The 14,475-nt window shown below is 71.7% G+C and carries 13 protein-coding genes and 2 pseudogenes; 6 read left to right on the plus strand and 9 right to left on the minus strand.

The genetic code is table 11. From position 1 onward, the window contains the following. Positions 1-22 precede the first annotated feature (22 nt). Together ABZT87_RS15245 and ABZT87_RS15250 are read right to left on the minus strand one after the other, a co-directional pair. Positions 23-397: a hypothetical protein gene (locus ABZT87_RS15245; protein ID WP_354855091.1), complete on the minus strand. Its 375-nt coding sequence runs from the start codon at positions 395-397 to the stop codon at positions 23-25. 156 nt (positions 398-553) lie between these two features. Continuing rightward, positions 554-1,210, minus strand: a complete 657-nt coding sequence (locus ABZT87_RS15250) for a hypothetical protein (RefSeq protein ID WP_354855092.1) — start codon at positions 1,208-1,210, stop codon at positions 554-556. Between the two features lie 195 nt (positions 1,211-1,405). On the opposite strand from ABZT87_RS15250, the gene ABZT87_RS15255 reads away from it, so the two are divergent. After that, on the plus strand, positions 1,406-1,576 hold the full coding sequence (locus ABZT87_RS15255) for a hypothetical protein (RefSeq protein WP_354855093.1): 171 nt from the start codon (positions 1,406-1,408) through the stop codon (positions 1,574-1,576). A 33-nt stretch (positions 1,577-1,609) separates the two neighbouring features. On the opposite strand, the gene ABZT87_RS15260 is transcribed toward ABZT87_RS15255, so the two are convergent. From ABZT87_RS15260 to ABZT87_RS15270, 3 genes are all read right to left on the minus strand, one after another. After that, positions 1,610-2,473, minus strand: coding sequence for an alpha/beta fold hydrolase (locus ABZT87_RS15260; RefSeq protein WP_355136049.1), 864 nt, complete (start codon positions 2,471-2,473; stop codon positions 1,610-1,612). Positions 2,474-2,574: 101 nt separating this feature from the next. After that, positions 2,575-3,831, minus strand: coding sequence for a hypothetical protein (locus ABZT87_RS15265; RefSeq protein WP_355136051.1), 1,257 nt, complete (start codon positions 3,829-3,831; stop codon positions 2,575-2,577). Between the two features lie 149 nt (positions 3,832-3,980). Then, entirely contained in the window at positions 3,981-4,661 is a 681-nt protein-coding gene (locus ABZT87_RS15270) for a hypothetical protein (RefSeq protein WP_355136053.1), read from the minus strand. 67 nt (positions 4,662-4,728) lie between these two features. Between ABZT87_RS15270 and ABZT87_RS15275 the strand changes: the two genes are divergently transcribed. The 5 genes and pseudogenes from ABZT87_RS15275 to ABZT87_RS15295 all read left to right on the plus strand — a co-directional run bounded on the left by ABZT87_RS15275 (position 4,729) and on the right by ABZT87_RS15295 (position 11,158). Continuing rightward, entirely contained in the window at positions 4,729-4,983 is a 255-nt protein-coding gene (locus tag ABZT87_RS15275) for a hypothetical protein (RefSeq protein WP_355136055.1), read from the plus strand. 216 nt (positions 4,984-5,199) lie between these two features. Beyond that, positions 5,200-7,257 (plus strand): DNA topoisomerase IV subunit B, encoded by a 2,058-nt coding sequence (locus ABZT87_RS15280; protein WP_354855098.1) that lies wholly within the window; start codon positions 5,200-5,202, stop codon positions 7,255-7,257. Positions 7,258-7,369: 112 nt separating this feature from the next. Next, positions 7,370-7,624: pseudogene (locus ABZT87_RS15285) on the plus strand (DNA gyrase subunit A); the annotation flags it as partial. After that, positions 7,598-8,431: pseudogene (locus ABZT87_RS15290) on the plus strand (LAGLIDADG family homing endonuclease); the annotation flags it as partial. The pseudogenes ABZT87_RS15285 and ABZT87_RS15290, both read left to right, overlap by 27 nt. A gap of 144 nt (positions 8,432-8,575) precedes the next feature. Next, complete coding sequence (locus ABZT87_RS15295; protein ID WP_354855120.1) at positions 8,576-11,158, plus strand: DNA topoisomerase (ATP-hydrolyzing); 2,583 nt, start codon at positions 8,576-8,578, stop codon at positions 11,156-11,158. A 113-nt stretch (positions 11,159-11,271) separates the two neighbouring features. Here ABZT87_RS15295 and ABZT87_RS15300 read toward each other — a convergent pair whose 3' ends face one another. From ABZT87_RS15300 to ABZT87_RS15315, 4 genes are read right to left on the minus strand one after another with little or no spacing between them, the layout of a single operon-like run. Further along, entirely contained in the window at positions 11,272-11,907 is a 636-nt protein-coding gene (locus ABZT87_RS15300; RefSeq protein ID WP_355136057.1) for an alpha-ketoglutarate-dependent dioxygenase AlkB, read from the minus strand. 34 nt (positions 11,908-11,941) lie between these two features. Continuing rightward, positions 11,942-12,601, minus strand: a complete 660-nt coding sequence (locus tag ABZT87_RS15305; RefSeq protein ID WP_355136059.1) for an HAD family hydrolase — start codon at positions 12,599-12,601, stop codon at positions 11,942-11,944. A gap of 53 nt (positions 12,602-12,654) precedes the next feature. Further along, positions 12,655-13,713, minus strand: a complete 1,059-nt coding sequence (locus ABZT87_RS15310; protein ID WP_355136478.1) for a spore coat protein — start codon at positions 13,711-13,713, stop codon at positions 12,655-12,657. Next, on the minus strand, positions 13,710-14,432 hold the full coding sequence (locus tag ABZT87_RS15315) for a glycosyltransferase family protein (RefSeq protein ID WP_355136480.1): 723 nt from the start codon (positions 14,430-14,432) through the stop codon (positions 13,710-13,712). Before ABZT87_RS15315 ends, ABZT87_RS15310 begins: the two co-directional genes overlap by 4 nt. Between the last annotated feature and the right edge of the window lie 43 nt (positions 14,433-14,475).

A 14,475-nucleotide genomic window follows, 5' to 3' on the forward strand; every position in this document is an offset into this window, starting at 1 on the left:
GGCACGCGGGCAGCGCCGTTGATCAGGAGCGTCGACCCCGGGTGCGCAGCGCGTCCTGGGACCGCTCGTTGACGTCCGCGTCGTCGGGGAAGCTCCGACCGCTGGGCGCCGGATCCGGTGGCGCTCCCGGCCCGGCCGTCGTCGTACGGGTGGGTTCGACCGAACCGAAGCCGTGCCGTCCGGCCGGACCGCTCCGGCCGGCCGGGGCGCCCGCGCGCCGCTCACCGCGCCGTCCCTCGGGCACCGCTGTCTCCTCGCTGCCCTCGTCCATCGGCGAGTCGTCGTCCGCGCCCCAGGGCGCGTCGGCGTCGAAACCGTCGTCGGCGCGCCACGGTTTGACCGCCTCCGGGACCGGCCGGTCACCGCCGCCTCTGCTGCGTCTCTCGTCTGCCGCCATGGCCACCTCGCTCGTCGGTCCGCCGCTGCCGGCGGACGGATTGCCCGTCCCCGGGCCGGTCCTGCCCGCTCGGCACGCCATAGCGCGTGGCGGGCGCGTGGGGTCGGCCGGCGCCCCGCCGTCGACGGTCCGGTGGGAAGCCGGCCGGCCCGACGCTCAGCGTCCGGCCATGGCCATCTGCCGCTTTCCCATGCCCATGCCCATCTTGCCCATGCCCATCTTGCCCATGCCCATCTTGGCCATGCCCATCGGCGCGCTGCGCATTCCGCTGGTGCGGCTGAGGATCCCGCGCAGCACCTGACCTGGCTTCTGCTGCTCACTCATGTACGCCGTGACCACGACCAGTGATCCCGTCAGCGCCGGAATCGCCCACTGGAGCAGCTTCATCTGCCGCTGCGAGGAGGCGACGCTGGCCGGCGTCTGGTGGCTGGGTTCCGTGGCGCCGTTCACCGGCGGGCCGCCCGCCTTCTCCAACCGCATGCCGACCAACCGGCTGTAGCCGGTGACCGCGAGCGCGCCGATCGTCAACGCCGTCTTGATGGCGCTGGCCCGGCCGACCCCGCGCTGGGCCACCACCCGTGGGCTCTCCGTGACCAGTTCGCCGACCGCACCGGCCAGGTGCGCGCCGATCGCGGCCGCGTTGACCGGAGTCCACTTCGACCAACCGGCCGAGGCGACCGGAAGTCGCTGGGTCGAGTCGTTGATTTTCGCCGCTGCGCCGTTGACGCCGAAGGCACCCATGAGGGAGCCGCCGAACCAGGCCGCCAGACCCAGATCGTGCATCGAGCGCAGTGCGGTGTGTCGTTCGGACATGTGATCCCCTTCCGCCGTGTCGGGCGAAGCGGCTTACCCGCCGCCCGGGCGGCTAACCCCGTCGCCCGCCGGTCGATCCCCGTCGCGCCGACACGACGGGGACGTACGGGCGTCGCGGCCGGAGACCGCCGCCGGGAGGAGTCGTCCGCGCGGTGGCGGGTAGATCCGTCCGACGCCGACGGAGAGGGGAACGCGATGTCGCAGCCGGATGAGGTCCGCGAGAAGACCCCCAAGACCGACGCGGTGCTCATGCACCCGAACAACGATCCGCACCGGAACACCGCGGAGGTCGCGCCGCGCAAGGACCACGCGCAGATCCAGGTGGAACGCGACGACGAGCTGGTGCCGCTGGACCCGGAGGAGTGAGCGGGGCGGGCCGCCCCGAGCAGCCGGTACGGCTCAGCGGGGCGGCAGGTCCGCGGCGAAACGGGCGATCCGCCCGGCCAGCGGCGCGCTGGCGCGGACCCAGGTGAAGTGGTCCAGCGGCGCCCCGGCGTCCGCCACCGTGTACCGCTCGCGGGTCACCGGTGCCGCGGTGAGCTTCGCGCAGAGGTGGTCCATGGTCTCGTGCGGGGTGTACTGGTCGTCGTCCACGCTGATCGCCAGCACCGGTGTGCGCACCGCGCGTACCGCCGCTTCGGTGTCCGTGCCGTCGAGCCGGGGAAAACGGCCGGTCCGCGCGGTGTGTGCCCAGTCGCGGATCACGCCGCGCGCCTGCCGGCCGCCGAAGCCCCAGCCCGGCCAGACGCCGAGCAGCGCCGCGGTGGCGGCGATGCCCTGGGTGTACGGCAGCACGCCGAGCCCTCGGCGACCCGGATAGGTGCGCCAGTACGGGACGCCCACCGCGACCAGCGCCAGAGCGTCCACCGCGTCGCCGCCGTGGCGGGCGAGGTGCAGCAGGGCGGCCTGCCCGCCGAGGGAGTGACCGAGCAGCACCCGGGTACGCCCGTCCAGCCGCGGCTTGAGCGCCGCCAGGACAGCGCCGACGTCGCTGGCCAGCTCGGCGTAGCCGTGCCGGTCGGCGCGGCTCGGGGCGGGCGTGCTCGCTCCGGTGCCCCGCAGATCCGCGACGACCACGGCCAGGCCGGCGGAGCGCAGCGCGGCGGCGAACGGCCGGTAGTAGCGGGCGCGGACCCCCATCGCGGGCCAGATCACCCCCACGGGCGCGCCGGGCGGGCCGTCCGGCTCGGGATAGACCTGCATGCCGAGCCGAGCGCCGTCGACGTCGACGAACTCCTGCGCGTACTCCGGATCCCCGTTCACCGGCCCAGCCTACGGCCCGACGTTACCGGCGGGTAGCCGAGGCGGTCCGGACGCGGCGGAGGCCCCGCCGAATGGCGGGGCCTCCGGTGGCGCGCGACCGGTCAGGAGACGGAGATCGTCCCGTCACCGGCGCGGACACATGACACCGCGCGGGCGGCGGTGGCGGCCGCGCCGGCGAGGCACCGGCCGAGCACCTGGTGCCCGGTGGCGTTCGGGTGCCACGACTCCTGGCAGGTCTGGAAGTAGCTGACGCAGGTGTTGGCGATCCGCTGAATGGCGATCTTGTCCTTGCCGGCGAGGCTGGTCACGAAGGTGCCGGTCGCGCCGTCCTGCAGCCGGATGGGCGTGGCCAGCGCGCCGGTCGGGCTGGACGTCGACTCGCACAGCCGCGCGCCGTCGAAGGCCCGCTGCACGTTGAGGTAGACCAGGTCGTCGGCGGGGAACTCGGCGGCCAGGGTGTCCCGGGTGGACTTCACGATGCCACCCAGGCCCTGCGAGAAGCGGTGCCCGGGGGCGAGGCTGGCCCGGTGGATCGGGCAACCGGCGGCGTACCGCTCCGCGCCGAGGTCACGGAACTTGTCCCGGGTGTCGTCCCGGCCGTCCTCCTCGTAGTACACCGGGTTCAGGTCCAGCGGCAGCGGGTTGGTGTAGTCCTGGAACACCACCCGGTGCTGGCCGTCCGCGTCCACCTGGTCGAGGGTGGTCAGGATCTGGCGTACGGCGGCGGTGGTCTCCGCGGTCGCGGCGCTGAGCTGTGCGGCGGTGGCCAGGTCGGCGTCGCTGCACGGCTTCTGCTCCACCGGCCCGTTCAGGTACGCCCAGAACTCCCACCAGCCCGTCCAGGCGTCGGCGATGAAGCGGTTGGCGCACGTCTCCGCGACGCTGCCGAAGGTGAACGAGCTGTTGTTGGAACCCAGGCCGATCAGCACGAGGTCGATGTCCTGCGTCTGCGCGACGGCGCGCAGCTGGTCGAGCTGGGCGGCCACGGTTCGGCCGTTGGCCCGCGCGCCGGAGGCGGTGGCGATGTCGTGCGGCTGGCCGCCCGAGCAGGCCAGGTTGAACCGGTTCTGGATACCCGGCAGGTTCGCCTGGTTGAGCGAGGCGTTCGCCGACCGGTGGCAGAAGTACGCGTTGTTGTTCGGCGCCGTCCAGCCGGGGAAGCCCTGGGCGACCCCGTTGGCGTCGACCACCGGGGTGTACGCCCCGGCGCCCTCGCCGCTGATGAAGCTGTCGCCGAGCGCCACGGCGGCGGTGGGCAGCGCGGCGGTCGCGGGGGCGGGCAGCGCGACGGCGGTCGACAGCGCTGCCGTGACGATCGTGAGTGCCGCGGCGAGCGCGGTACGGCGGAACCTGGGCATGGGGCTCCCATCCAGCGAAAGATGAAAGATTCTCTGAGAGCGCGATCAGATCACCCCTGTGCGACGGGCGTCAATGGCCCGTAACGGAACCGTTCGATGAAAGACACACACGCCTGGTGCGCGCGGCCGTCGGTTGGTCGGTCGGGCTGCTAGCGGCGGCGCAGCGCGGCGGCGCCGACCGTGTTCAGACCCACACCCCAGATCAGCAGTACGCACAGCCACTGCACCCACCGCAGCACGCTCATCTCGCCGGAGAGCAGGTTGCGCACGCTGCCGAACGGGGTGAGCCACGGCTGCGCCGGGCGCAGGGCTTCCACGGCCCCCAGCAGCGCGAACAGGGCCAGCGGCAGGACGATCGTGGCGAGGAACGCGACTACCGGCGACCGCAGCAGCAGGCCCAGCCCGGTGCCCACGAAGCCGGCGACGATCTGCACCAGCACGCTGCCCACCGCGACCGTTCCGGCGAGCCGCCAGGGCTCGTCGGCCACGTCGGCGGGAGTGAGGGCCAGCGTCGCGGCGCAGATCAGCACTCCCACGACGCCGATCACCGTGGCCGGCAGCACCACCGCGAGCACCGTCGGGACGACGTGGACGGTGCCGGACGCCCGACGCAGGTCGCGCACGAGCAGGATGCCGAAGAGTGGCGTGAGGACCGACATCACGCTCTGCACCGTGCCCGAGAGAGCGGCGAACGTCCGGTCGGTGGGCGCCGCGGCAGCGACCAGCGCCACGGCGCAGAACAGCCCCACCACCAGGGTGCCCACGAGCAACCACCGCCGGGCCCGCGTGCCGAGGGACCGTCGCAGGGCGTCGCGTGTCGGCTCGTCCACCACGATCACCTTCCGACGGCTGGTCGGGTAGGTGAGCCTACCGTCGACGGTATCCGTGCGTGGTCCCGTGATCACCGCTGTGCCGTATACGGCACCTCGCTGCGCTCGCCGGACCTGGACGTGGTCAGCTTCCGCTACGGGCTGGAGCAGCCCGCCCACCGAGGAGGCGGAGGCGGGCACCAGCCTCGGCTGGACCGGCAAGACCGTCTCGGTGACCCTGGCCACGCCGGCCTACGGCACCAACACGCTGTACGTCGCCGCGGTGGACAGCGTCGGGAACGTCGGCTACGGCTCGCTTGTTATCCAGGTGCCGACGCCGTAGGGCGGCCGACCACCAACCGGTCACGGCGCGGCTGAGGCGCCGAAACCGGACAACACCACACCGCGTCGAGGCCCGCATCCGCAACGAGGATGCGGGCCTCGACTGCGGGGTGCCGTCGTCGTGTCGCATCTGCCGGTTAGGCTCGCTGCGGCGCGCGCCGGCCGACCGACAGTTCGGACGCGGCACCACACCGCCGAGACCGGGGAGTACGACCAGTTGACCGCAGAGCCTGACACCCTGTACGGGGCCGATGACCTCACCCACCTTGAGGGGCTGGACGCCGTCCGCAAGCGGCCCGGCATGTACATCGGTTCCACCGACAGCCGTGGCGTGGGTCACCTCGTCAACGAGATCCTCGACAACTCCACCGACGAGGGTGTCGCCGGTCACGCCACCACCGTCGAGGTGATCCTGCACGCCGACGGCTCGGTGCAGGTCGACGACGACGGCCGCGGCATCCCCACCGACGTGCACGCCAAGTCCGGCATCTCCGGCGTCGAGCTGGTGCTGACCCGGCTGCACGCGGGCGGCAAGTTCGGCGGCTCCGGCTACAAGACCTCCGGCGGCCTGCACGGCGTCGGCGCCTCGGCGGTCAACGCGCTGTCCCGCCGCTTCGACGTGACCGTCCGCCGAGCCGGCAAGGTCCACGCGATGTCGTTCCGGCACGGCGTTCCGGGGATCTTCGACGGCGACGGGCCGGACGCGCCCTTCACCGCAGGCCCCGGCCTGCAGGTGGTCGGCGCGATGAAGCGCGGCCAGCGCACCGGCACCTCGATCCGCTGGTGGCACGACGCCCGCTACTTCGAGACCGGCGCAGCGCTCGACGTCGACGCCGTCCGGATGAAGCTGCGCAACACCGCGTTCCTGGTCCCCGGCGTGACGTACCTGCTGCGCGACCTGACCGGCGAGGCCCCCGCCGAGGAGCGGTTCCACTACCCCAACGGGCTCAGCGACATGGTCGAGTTCCTCGCACCGGCCGGCGACCGGCCGGTCTCCGGCATGCTCCTGGTCAACGGCGAGGGGACGTACCGGGAGAACGCTGCCGACGCCAACGGCGTCATGCAGTCCAACGTGCAGCGTCGCGCCGAGGTCGAGGTGGCGTTCCGGTGGGGCACCGGCTACGAGCGCACCGTCGAATGCTTCACCAACACCATTCGCAACGCCCACGGCGGCACCCACCGCAAGGGCTTTGAGCGGGCCCTCGTCCGCACCCTCGCCGACGCCGTCCGCAACACCCGCGGCCTGCTCAAGGCCAAGGAGGAGCCGCCCACCCTGGACGACGTCCTGGAGGGGATGACCGCCGTGGTGCACGTGCGGATCCCCGAGCCGCAGTTCACCTCGCAGACCAAGGACGAGCTGTCCACGACCGGCATCACCAAGGTCATCCAGACCCTGGTCGACGCGCACGTCAAGGCCTGGCTGGAGGACCGGCGCACCAAGGCCGAGGCGCGCGTCGTCCTGCAGAAGATCGTCGACGCGGCGCGGGTGCGGCTCACCCAGAAGCAGCAGAAGGACGCCGCCCGGCGCAAGACCGCCCTGGAGGGCGCGTCCATGCCGCCGAAGCTGGTCGACTGCCGTGCCACCGGGATCGACCGCAGCGAGCTGTTCATCGTGGAGGGCGACAGCGCCCTCGGCACGAGCCGCATGGCCCGCTCCTCGGAGTACCAGGCGCTGCTGCCGATCCGGGGCAAGATCCTCAACGTGCAGAAGGCCAACCTCCAGCAGGTTCTGGACAATGCCGAGTGCGCCGCCATCGTCCAGGTGCTCGGGGCCGGCTCGGGGCGGACGTTCGACCTCGCCGCGCTGCGCTACGGCCGGGTGCTGATCATGGCCGACGCCGACGTGGACGGCGCGCACATCCGTACGCTGCTGATCACCCTCTTCGCCCGGTACATGCGGCCGTTGATCGAGGCCGGTCGGCTCTACGCCGCCATGCCGCCCCTGCACAAGATCACCACCAAGGGGCGCAACCCGCAGACCGTCTACACCTACACCCAGGCCGAGATGGAGGCGACGGTTCGCAAGCTGGAGAAGGCCGGCAAGCAGATCGTCACGCCCATCCCACGCTTCAAGGGCCTCGGTGAGATGGACGCCGACGAGCTGTGGGACACCACGATGAACCCCGCCACCCGCGCCGTCCGCCGGATCACCCTGGACGACGTGGACGCCGCCGAGCGCATCCTCGAACTGCTGATGGGGGAGAAGGTCGAGCCGCGCCGCAACTGGCTCATCGACTCGGCCGACCGCGTCGACCGCGATGCGATCGACGCATGAGCGAGCGGCAGCGAGCGAATATTCGGAACAGTGCGACGGTGCCTCAGGGCGTCGCGCAGCGAAGCGGAGCGACGGCATGAGCGCCGCTGCCGTCCGAGGGGAAAGCTGAGTCATGGCACGCCGTAAGGAAAACAAGGTCGACCTCTCCTCGTTCGACCAGGCCGGCGCGCGGGTCTTCGACAACCCGCTGGTCACCGAGGTCTCCGACTCCTACCTGGAGTACGCGTTCTCGGTCATCCACTCCCGCGCCCTGCCCGACGCGCGCGACGGCCTCAAGCCCGTGCACCGGCGCATCCTCTGGTCGATGTACGAGCAGGGCTACCGCCCCGACCGAGGGCATGTGAAGTCCGCACGCATCGTCGGCGACTGCTTCGTCGCCGGCACACTGGTCTCCACGCCCGATGGCCTGCGGCCAATCGAGGAGATCGAGGTCGGAGACCTCGTGCTGGACGGCGAGGGCGCGTCGGTCCCGGTTACCACCGTCTTTCGTAATCCGAATTCTGACCTCGTTCGCGTCACCTGGAGCAATGGGCACACGATGCTCGTCACCCCGGGCCAACGTTTCCGGGTGGTCGCGGATGACCTCTCCGTGCAGTGGGTCGAGGCTCGGGACCTTGCGGGACGCCTTGCGCTGGCCTATGGGAGCCGCCGTACTGAGGTGTCGCCGCATCCTGGCGACGTCTACGACTACGTGCGCGGGCTGCTGGTAGCCGAGGGTTTCCCGGTCGACCGGAACCGCACAGCGGACGGCCGGGTCCGCATCCACATGTGTGACATCGAGCCGCTTGATGTCGCTCATGGCTGGGCTATCGCCAGTGGATTGAACGTCTCCCGCGGAAAGCGTGAGGCTGCCAACCCCCGTCATCGCGACCAGCACATTTTGACTTTCAGCCGTAACCAAGGGCTGTTGGAGGTTACTGAGCCGCTCAGCCGTGACAAGCACGTGCCGCGCGACATCCTGGGCAACCGATCGGCGTGGGCGCCGTTCCTCGCTGGCTTCTTCGATGGCGACGGCTACGTCCGCAAGCGGTTCCGAGAGATGGTTTTCGTCAGCACCAGCAAGCTACTGGTGCGGCAGATATACGCCATGCTCGCCGACCTAGGTCTACACGGGCACTACTGGACCAGCGGTCGTCATTCTGATGGACACCCGCTTCACGGGCTCTCCGTATCCGGACGTGACGCCGCTGATCTCGCCCGGATGTTCCTGCCGTGGGTGCGAATCGGCTACAAGCACGATGGCCTGCAACGGGTTGCGAACATCGACTATCGGTATAGCGGCAAACAAGGCAATGACCGGTTGCCGTACGGCCCGGTGATGGCGGAGCTCACCGCAGCGCATCAGGGTGGCGGATGGTTTCGGGATCAGGCCGGACAGGCGTTTCGTGCCTCGCTCTCGGCAAGCGGCGGCCCGAAGGTGCGGTATGGCAAGGACCGCAACGGCAATCCGCTCGCCGAGCGGTCGTTCCAGTTGGAGCGGGCGGCCCGGGACGGCTGGGTCCAGAAACTCCACCGGCTCGGCTCGCCGCTCGCCGCTCGGCTGGATGCGCTGGTCGGTAGTGCTTTTCTGCGGGTCACCTCGGTCGAGGTGGTGCCGCCCGACGTCACGTACGACATCCAGGTGGGCAGTGACGAACACGCCTTCGTTGCTGAGGGCTACGTGGTGCACAACTGCATGGGTAAGTACCACCCCCACGGTGACACGGCGATCTACGACGCGATGGTCCGCCTCGCGCAGGACTTCTCGCTCAACGTGCCGCTCATCGACGGCCACGGCAACTTTGGATCCCAAGACGACGGTCCGGCTGCCTCAAGATATACAGAAGCGCGGATGTCCCGCGAGGCGATGCTGCTCGTCGGGGAGCTGGGCGAGGACACCGTCGACGTCGAGCCCAACTACGACGGGTCGTTGACGCAGCCCACCGTGCTGCCGGCCGCCTTCCCCAATCTGCTGGTCAACGGCGCGTCCGGGATCGCGGTCGGGATGGCCACCAACATGATCCCGCACAACCTCGCCGAGGTCGTCTCGGCGGCCCGCTGGCTGATCAACCACCCGGACGCCACCCTGGACAAACTCATGGAGTTCGTTCCCGGCCCCGACCTGCCCACCGGAGGCGTGCTGCTCGGCCTGGACGAGGTGCGCCGCGCGTACGAGACGGGGCGCGGCGTGGTGCGGATGCGCGGCAAGGTGGAGATCGGCCCGATCGAGGGCAGCCGGGGCCGCCAGGCGATCACCGTCGTCGAGTTGCCCTACGGCGTCGGCGCGGAGAAGGTCATCGCGGCGATCACCAACGAGGTCACCAAGACCAAGCGGCTGACCGGCATCGCGGACGTCAAGGACCTCACCGACCGGGAGAGCGGCACCCGGTTGGTCGTCGAGTGCAAGGTGGGGGTCAACCCGCAGGCGCTGCTCGCCGACCTCTACCGGTTGACCCCGCTGGAGCAGTCCTTCGGTGTCAACAACCTGGTGCTGGTCGACGGCCAGCCCCGTACCCTCGGGTTGAAGGCGCTGCTGGAGGTCTTCCTGGCCCACCGGTACGACGTGGTCACCCGGCGCAGCTCGTACCGCCGCCGTAAGCGCGAGGAGCGGTTGCACCTGGTCGACGGCCTGCTGATCGCTCTGCTGGACATCGACCGGGTGGTCCGGTTGATCCGCGGCAGCGACGACGCGCAGGCTGCCAAGGACGGGCTGATGAGTCAGTTCGGCCTCTCCGACATCCAGGCGACCTACATCCTGGACACTCCGCTGCGCCGCCTGACCAAGTACGACCGGATCGAGCTGGAGGCGGAGCAGGAGCGGCTGCGCGCCGAGATCACCGAGCTGTCCACGATCCTGGACGACGAGCGGGTGCTCAAGAAGCTGGTCTCCGACGAGCTGGCGGCCGTGGTCAAGCAGTTCGGCACCGAACGGCGGACGACGCTCGTCGACGGCGACCTCAAGGAGGTGCTCGCGGCGTCCGCGCCGGCCGGCCCGCTGGAGGTTGCCGACGACCCGTGCCAGGTCATCCTCTCCGCGACCGGGCTGGTCGCCCGGACCGCGGCCGAGTCGGAGGAGAGCGCCGAGGGGCGCCGGCGCAACGGCCGGGTCAAGCACGACACGGTACGCGCGATCGTGCACTCCACCGCCCGTGGTCGGGTGCTGCTGGTCACCAGCGCGGGTCGCGCCTTCAAGATCGACGTACTGCCGCTGCCGGTGCTGCCCGAGCAGGCCGGCACGGTGTCGCTGCGCGGCGGCATGTCCGCCGCCGAGCTGGTGCCGCTGGAGGCGGGGGAGACCGTGGTCGGTCTGGCGCCGCTCGGCGGTGCGGCGGACACCTCACCGGGGCTGGCGCTGGGCACCCGACAGGGCGTGGTGAAGGTGTGCGCGCCGGAGTGGCCGGTGCGGTCCGACGAGTTCGACGTGATCGGCCTGCGCGACGGTGACGAGGTGGTCGGGGCGACCTGGCTGACCGACGGCGCCGAGACGCTCACCTTCGTCACCTCGGAGGCGTCGTTGCTGCGTTTCGCCGCCGGGCTGGTGCGTCCGCAGGGCCTCAAGGGCGGCGGGATGGCCGGCATCAACCTGCCGGCCGGGGCCCGGGTGGTGTTCTTCGGCGCGGTACGCACCGACGACGCGGGGCACGGCGAGCCGATGGTCGTCACGTCCACCGGGGCGACGGTCAAGGTGACGCCGTTCAAGGCGTACCCCGCGAAGGGCCGGGCGACCGGCGGCGTCCGCGCGCACCGCTTCCTCAAGGACGAGACCGACGTGGCCGTCGCCTGGGTGGGGCCGCGCCCGGTCGGCGCGACCGGCACCGGCGAACCGGTGGAGCTGCCGGCAGCCGACCCCCGCCGCGACGGCAGCGGCTTCGCCGTGATGCTGGGCCCAACGGTGGTAGGCCACCTCATCGAACGCGACTAACCCCACCCCCCACCCCCACACTCGTTGATCATGAAGTTATTGCCGCGACACGCCGATGGCGGTGGCAACAACTTCATGATCAACGCCGGGGGTGGGGGTGGGGTGGGGTGGGGTTAGGCGACGTTGAACGGGCGGAACTGGACGCTCACCCTCGGGCCTACCGGGCGGGTGGTCTTGGGGATGGCGTGTTCCCAGGTGCGCTGGCAGGAGCCGCCCATCACGATCAGGTCGCCGTGGCCCACCGGGAACCGCAGGCTGTCGCCACCGCCGCGCGGGCGCAGCAGCAGCGGCCGAGGTGACCCGAACGAGACGATCGCGACGATGGTGTCGCTGTGCGCGGAGCGGCCGATGGTGTCGCCGTGCCAGGCGACGCTGTCCCGGCCGGAGCGGTAGAGACACATGCCGGCGGTGACGAACGGCTCGCCCAGCTCGGGCGCGTAGTGCCGGGTCAGCGCCGCCCGCGCCGAGGTGAGCACGGGGTGCGGCAGTTGCCGGTCGACGCCGTACCAGCAGAGCAGGCGGGGCACGTCGACCTCGCTGTCGTACATGGTGCGTCGCTCCGCGCGCCACGGCACCTCGGCGAGCAGGGTGTCCAGGACCGCGTCGGAACCGCGCACCCAGCCGGGGAGGTGGTCGACCCAGGCGCCCCGGCTGAGCTGGTGCCGCCGGAGCTGGCCGGGCAGTGGCCCCAGGGTCGGCTCCGCGTCGGTCAGGTCGAGCATCGACGGCTGGTAGGCGGCCTGCGTCATGCAGCCACCCTAGCAGCACTTTCGTACACCCGTGCTACGCCGTGGCCGCGGCGTTGTGCTTCGCCACCAGGTCCGGAAGGTCGTCCAGCGCGTCGATGCGGAACAGGCACTGCTCGGCCGCGGCCGGCGTGTCGAGGATGTGCCCCCACGGGCCGCGCCGGATCAGGCACGTCTTCATGCCGGCCTCGACGGCCGGGCGTACGTCGTTGTCGGGCCGGTCGCCGACGTACAGGATCGACGACGCGTCGCCACCGCCCGCCCGGACGACCCGGTCGAAGAAGGCCGGTGACGGTTTCGCCACGCCCCAACCGGTTGAGGTGCCGATCAGGTCCACGGGAAGGTCGAGGGCGTGCAGGAGCGCCTCGGCGGAGGCGGGTTGGTTGCCGGCCAGGCCGACGAACAGGCCCTGCTCCTTGAGCGAGGTCAGGCAGCCGCGCGCGTCGGGGTAGAGATCCTCCTCGCCGAACCACTCGGGTTCGCCGGCGGCGGCGCGACGTTCCAGCTCGGCGGCGAGGTCGAAGTCGGGCCGGAAGGCCCGGAACGTCTCCTGGTAGTCCTGGCCACGGGCGATCACGGCACCGAGGACCGCCGAGAGCGTGTGCCGTGGAACGCCGAACCAGTCCGCCCAGCCCGCGAACTCGCGGGACTCGTCGAGAATCGTCCCGCCAACATCGAAGAAGACCGCTCTGATCACGTGCGTCCCCCGTTCGCCTGGTCGACGGATCATAAGCGGGAGAACGCGCGTCGTCAGTCCGCGACGGCGGCCGGGCGTACAGCGTCGAACACCGCGTCCACGACCCGCGCCCGGCCCCGGCCGTCCACCGTGGACCAGGCCCGCGCGGCCAGCGCCGCGCGGCGCTGCGGCGAGCTGAGCAGCCCGTTGAGGGTCCGCGCCGCCGTCGCCCGGGCGGCCCGCCCGGGCACCCCGGCGCCGGTCAGCTCCGGAAGTTCGCCGAGGCCGGCGGCCAGACCGTGCTGGACCACCCGGGTGTACGACTCGCGTTGGTTGTCGACCACGCAGACCAGCGCGGCGGGTGCGCCGAGGCAGCACAGTTCCCAGGTGGAGGTGCCAGCGGCGCTGACCACCAGGTCCGCTCCGGTGATCAGGGCCGGCAGCGAGCCGGTGGGCGGAACGGGACGGACGATCTGCCCCCGCCCGGGGGTGATCGTCTCCAGTTCGGCCTCGATCTCGGGTCGGCCGACGACGACCGTGAGGTCCATCGGGTGTCCGGTGGCCAGCAGCACCCGGGTCAGCACCGGGGCCGCGCCGACCGCGTCGGTGCCGCCGAAGAAGGCCAGCACCCGGGGCCTGCTGACCGCCGTGGCGGGCCGGGGCCTCGCCGGACGGGCGGTCACGACCGAGTCGCGCAGCAGGGCGTACCCGCTGCCGGCGAGCAACCGCCCGGGCAGCGCCGGAAGCTGGGCCCCGAAATTCTGGTCGAGGTAGAGGTCGGCGTCCTGGCCCCTGCTGTCCCCGTCGATGACGGCGAGGGTGAACACGCCGGCCGCGCGCAGGGCACCCACGCCGGCCGGGTCCAACTCGTAGGAGTCGACGACCACCACGTCGAGGTCGTGTCGTCGGGCCGCCTCGACCAGCTCGGCCGGCGACTCGGGGCCGGGGTGCAGTCCGATGCCGCGCGCGGCCAGTTCGGCGGTGGCCCAGCCGAGCCGTTCCACAGTGCCGAACACCGCGACGTGGGCGCCCCGGGCCAGGAACTCCTCGGCGAGCGCCAGGCAGCGGACGAGGTGCCCGACGCCGCGCCGCGGCCCGGCGTCGCAGCGCAGTCCGACCCGTAGCGTGCTCAGGACTCCTCCAGCCGCTTCTGGCGTACGTCGGCGTTGAGCGCGCGCAGCCGCGGCTGCCCGTCGAGCCAGTCGGCGAGCTTGGCCAGCGGCACGCTGACGTCGCCGAAATGGTCGGCGACGGCGCTCACCAGCGCCCAGTCCTGCTCGGTGTCGAGGGTCAGCCGCAGCGCCGAACGGTCCGGGGTGAGGGTCACCCCGAGCACCCGGAACACATCCGGATGGGTGTACGCGTACGAGGTGACGTGCACCCGGTGGTGACCGGTGGCGAGCCGGTCGAGGGTCCGCAGGGTCTCCGCGCGGATGATCTCGACGTCCAGCCCGCGGGGCAGGGTCCGGGCGATCGACGTGCTCGCGTAGTCCAGGCCGGGCACGGCCCGGTACACCGAGGCGACCAGCGTGATGATCTCCGGGTCGAGCAGGGGACAGTCGGCGGTGAACCGCATGACCGCGTCGCCGGGGTGTGCGGCGAGCGCGCCCACGAACCGGCCCAGCACGTCGTCGACCGGCCCGCGGTGACACGGCACGCCGAGCCGCCGGCACTCGTCGACCACCGCGTCGTCGACGGCGTCCGTGCTCGTCGCGACCACCAGGTCGGCGAGGACGCCGCTGTCGCGGGCGGCGCGTACGACGCGACCCAGCACGGACCGCCCGGCGAGCGGGCGGAGCACCTTGCCGGGTAGCCGCGACGAGCCCATCCGGGCCTGCACGATCCCGACGATCCGGGGCCCGACGGCCGCTCCCGTGTCGGCCGTCGGGTCCGGT

Origin of the sequence: Micromonospora sp. NPDC005237 (assembly GCF_040607775.1) — a bacterium.
Classification (GTDB): domain Bacteria; phylum Actinomycetota; class Actinomycetes; order Mycobacteriales; family Micromonosporaceae; genus Micromonospora.

Excerpts from the sequence above, each read along its gene's own strand:
- ABZT87_RS15245 (WP_354855091.1), bottom strand. The coding sequence starts at position 397 with ATGGCGGCAGACGAGAGACGCAGCAGAGGCGGCGGTGACCGGCCGGTC.
- ABZT87_RS15250 (WP_354855092.1), bottom strand. The coding sequence starts at position 1,210 with ATGTCCGAACGACACACCGCACTGCGCTCGATGCACGATCTGGGTCTG.
- ABZT87_RS15255 (WP_354855093.1), top strand. The coding sequence starts at position 1,406 with ATGTCGCAGCCGGATGAGGTCCGCGAGAAGACCCCCAAGACCGACGCG.
- ABZT87_RS15265 (WP_355136051.1), bottom strand. The coding sequence starts at position 3,831 with ATGCCCAGGTTCCGCCGTACCGCGCTCGCCGCGGCACTCACGATCGTC.
- ABZT87_RS15295 (WP_354855120.1), top strand. The coding sequence starts at position 8,576 with ATGGCGGAGCTCACCGCAGCGCATCAGGGTGGCGGATGGTTTCGGGAT.
- ABZT87_RS15300 (WP_355136057.1), bottom strand. The coding sequence starts at position 11,907 with ATGACGCAGGCCGCCTACCAGCCGTCGATGCTCGACCTGACCGACGCG.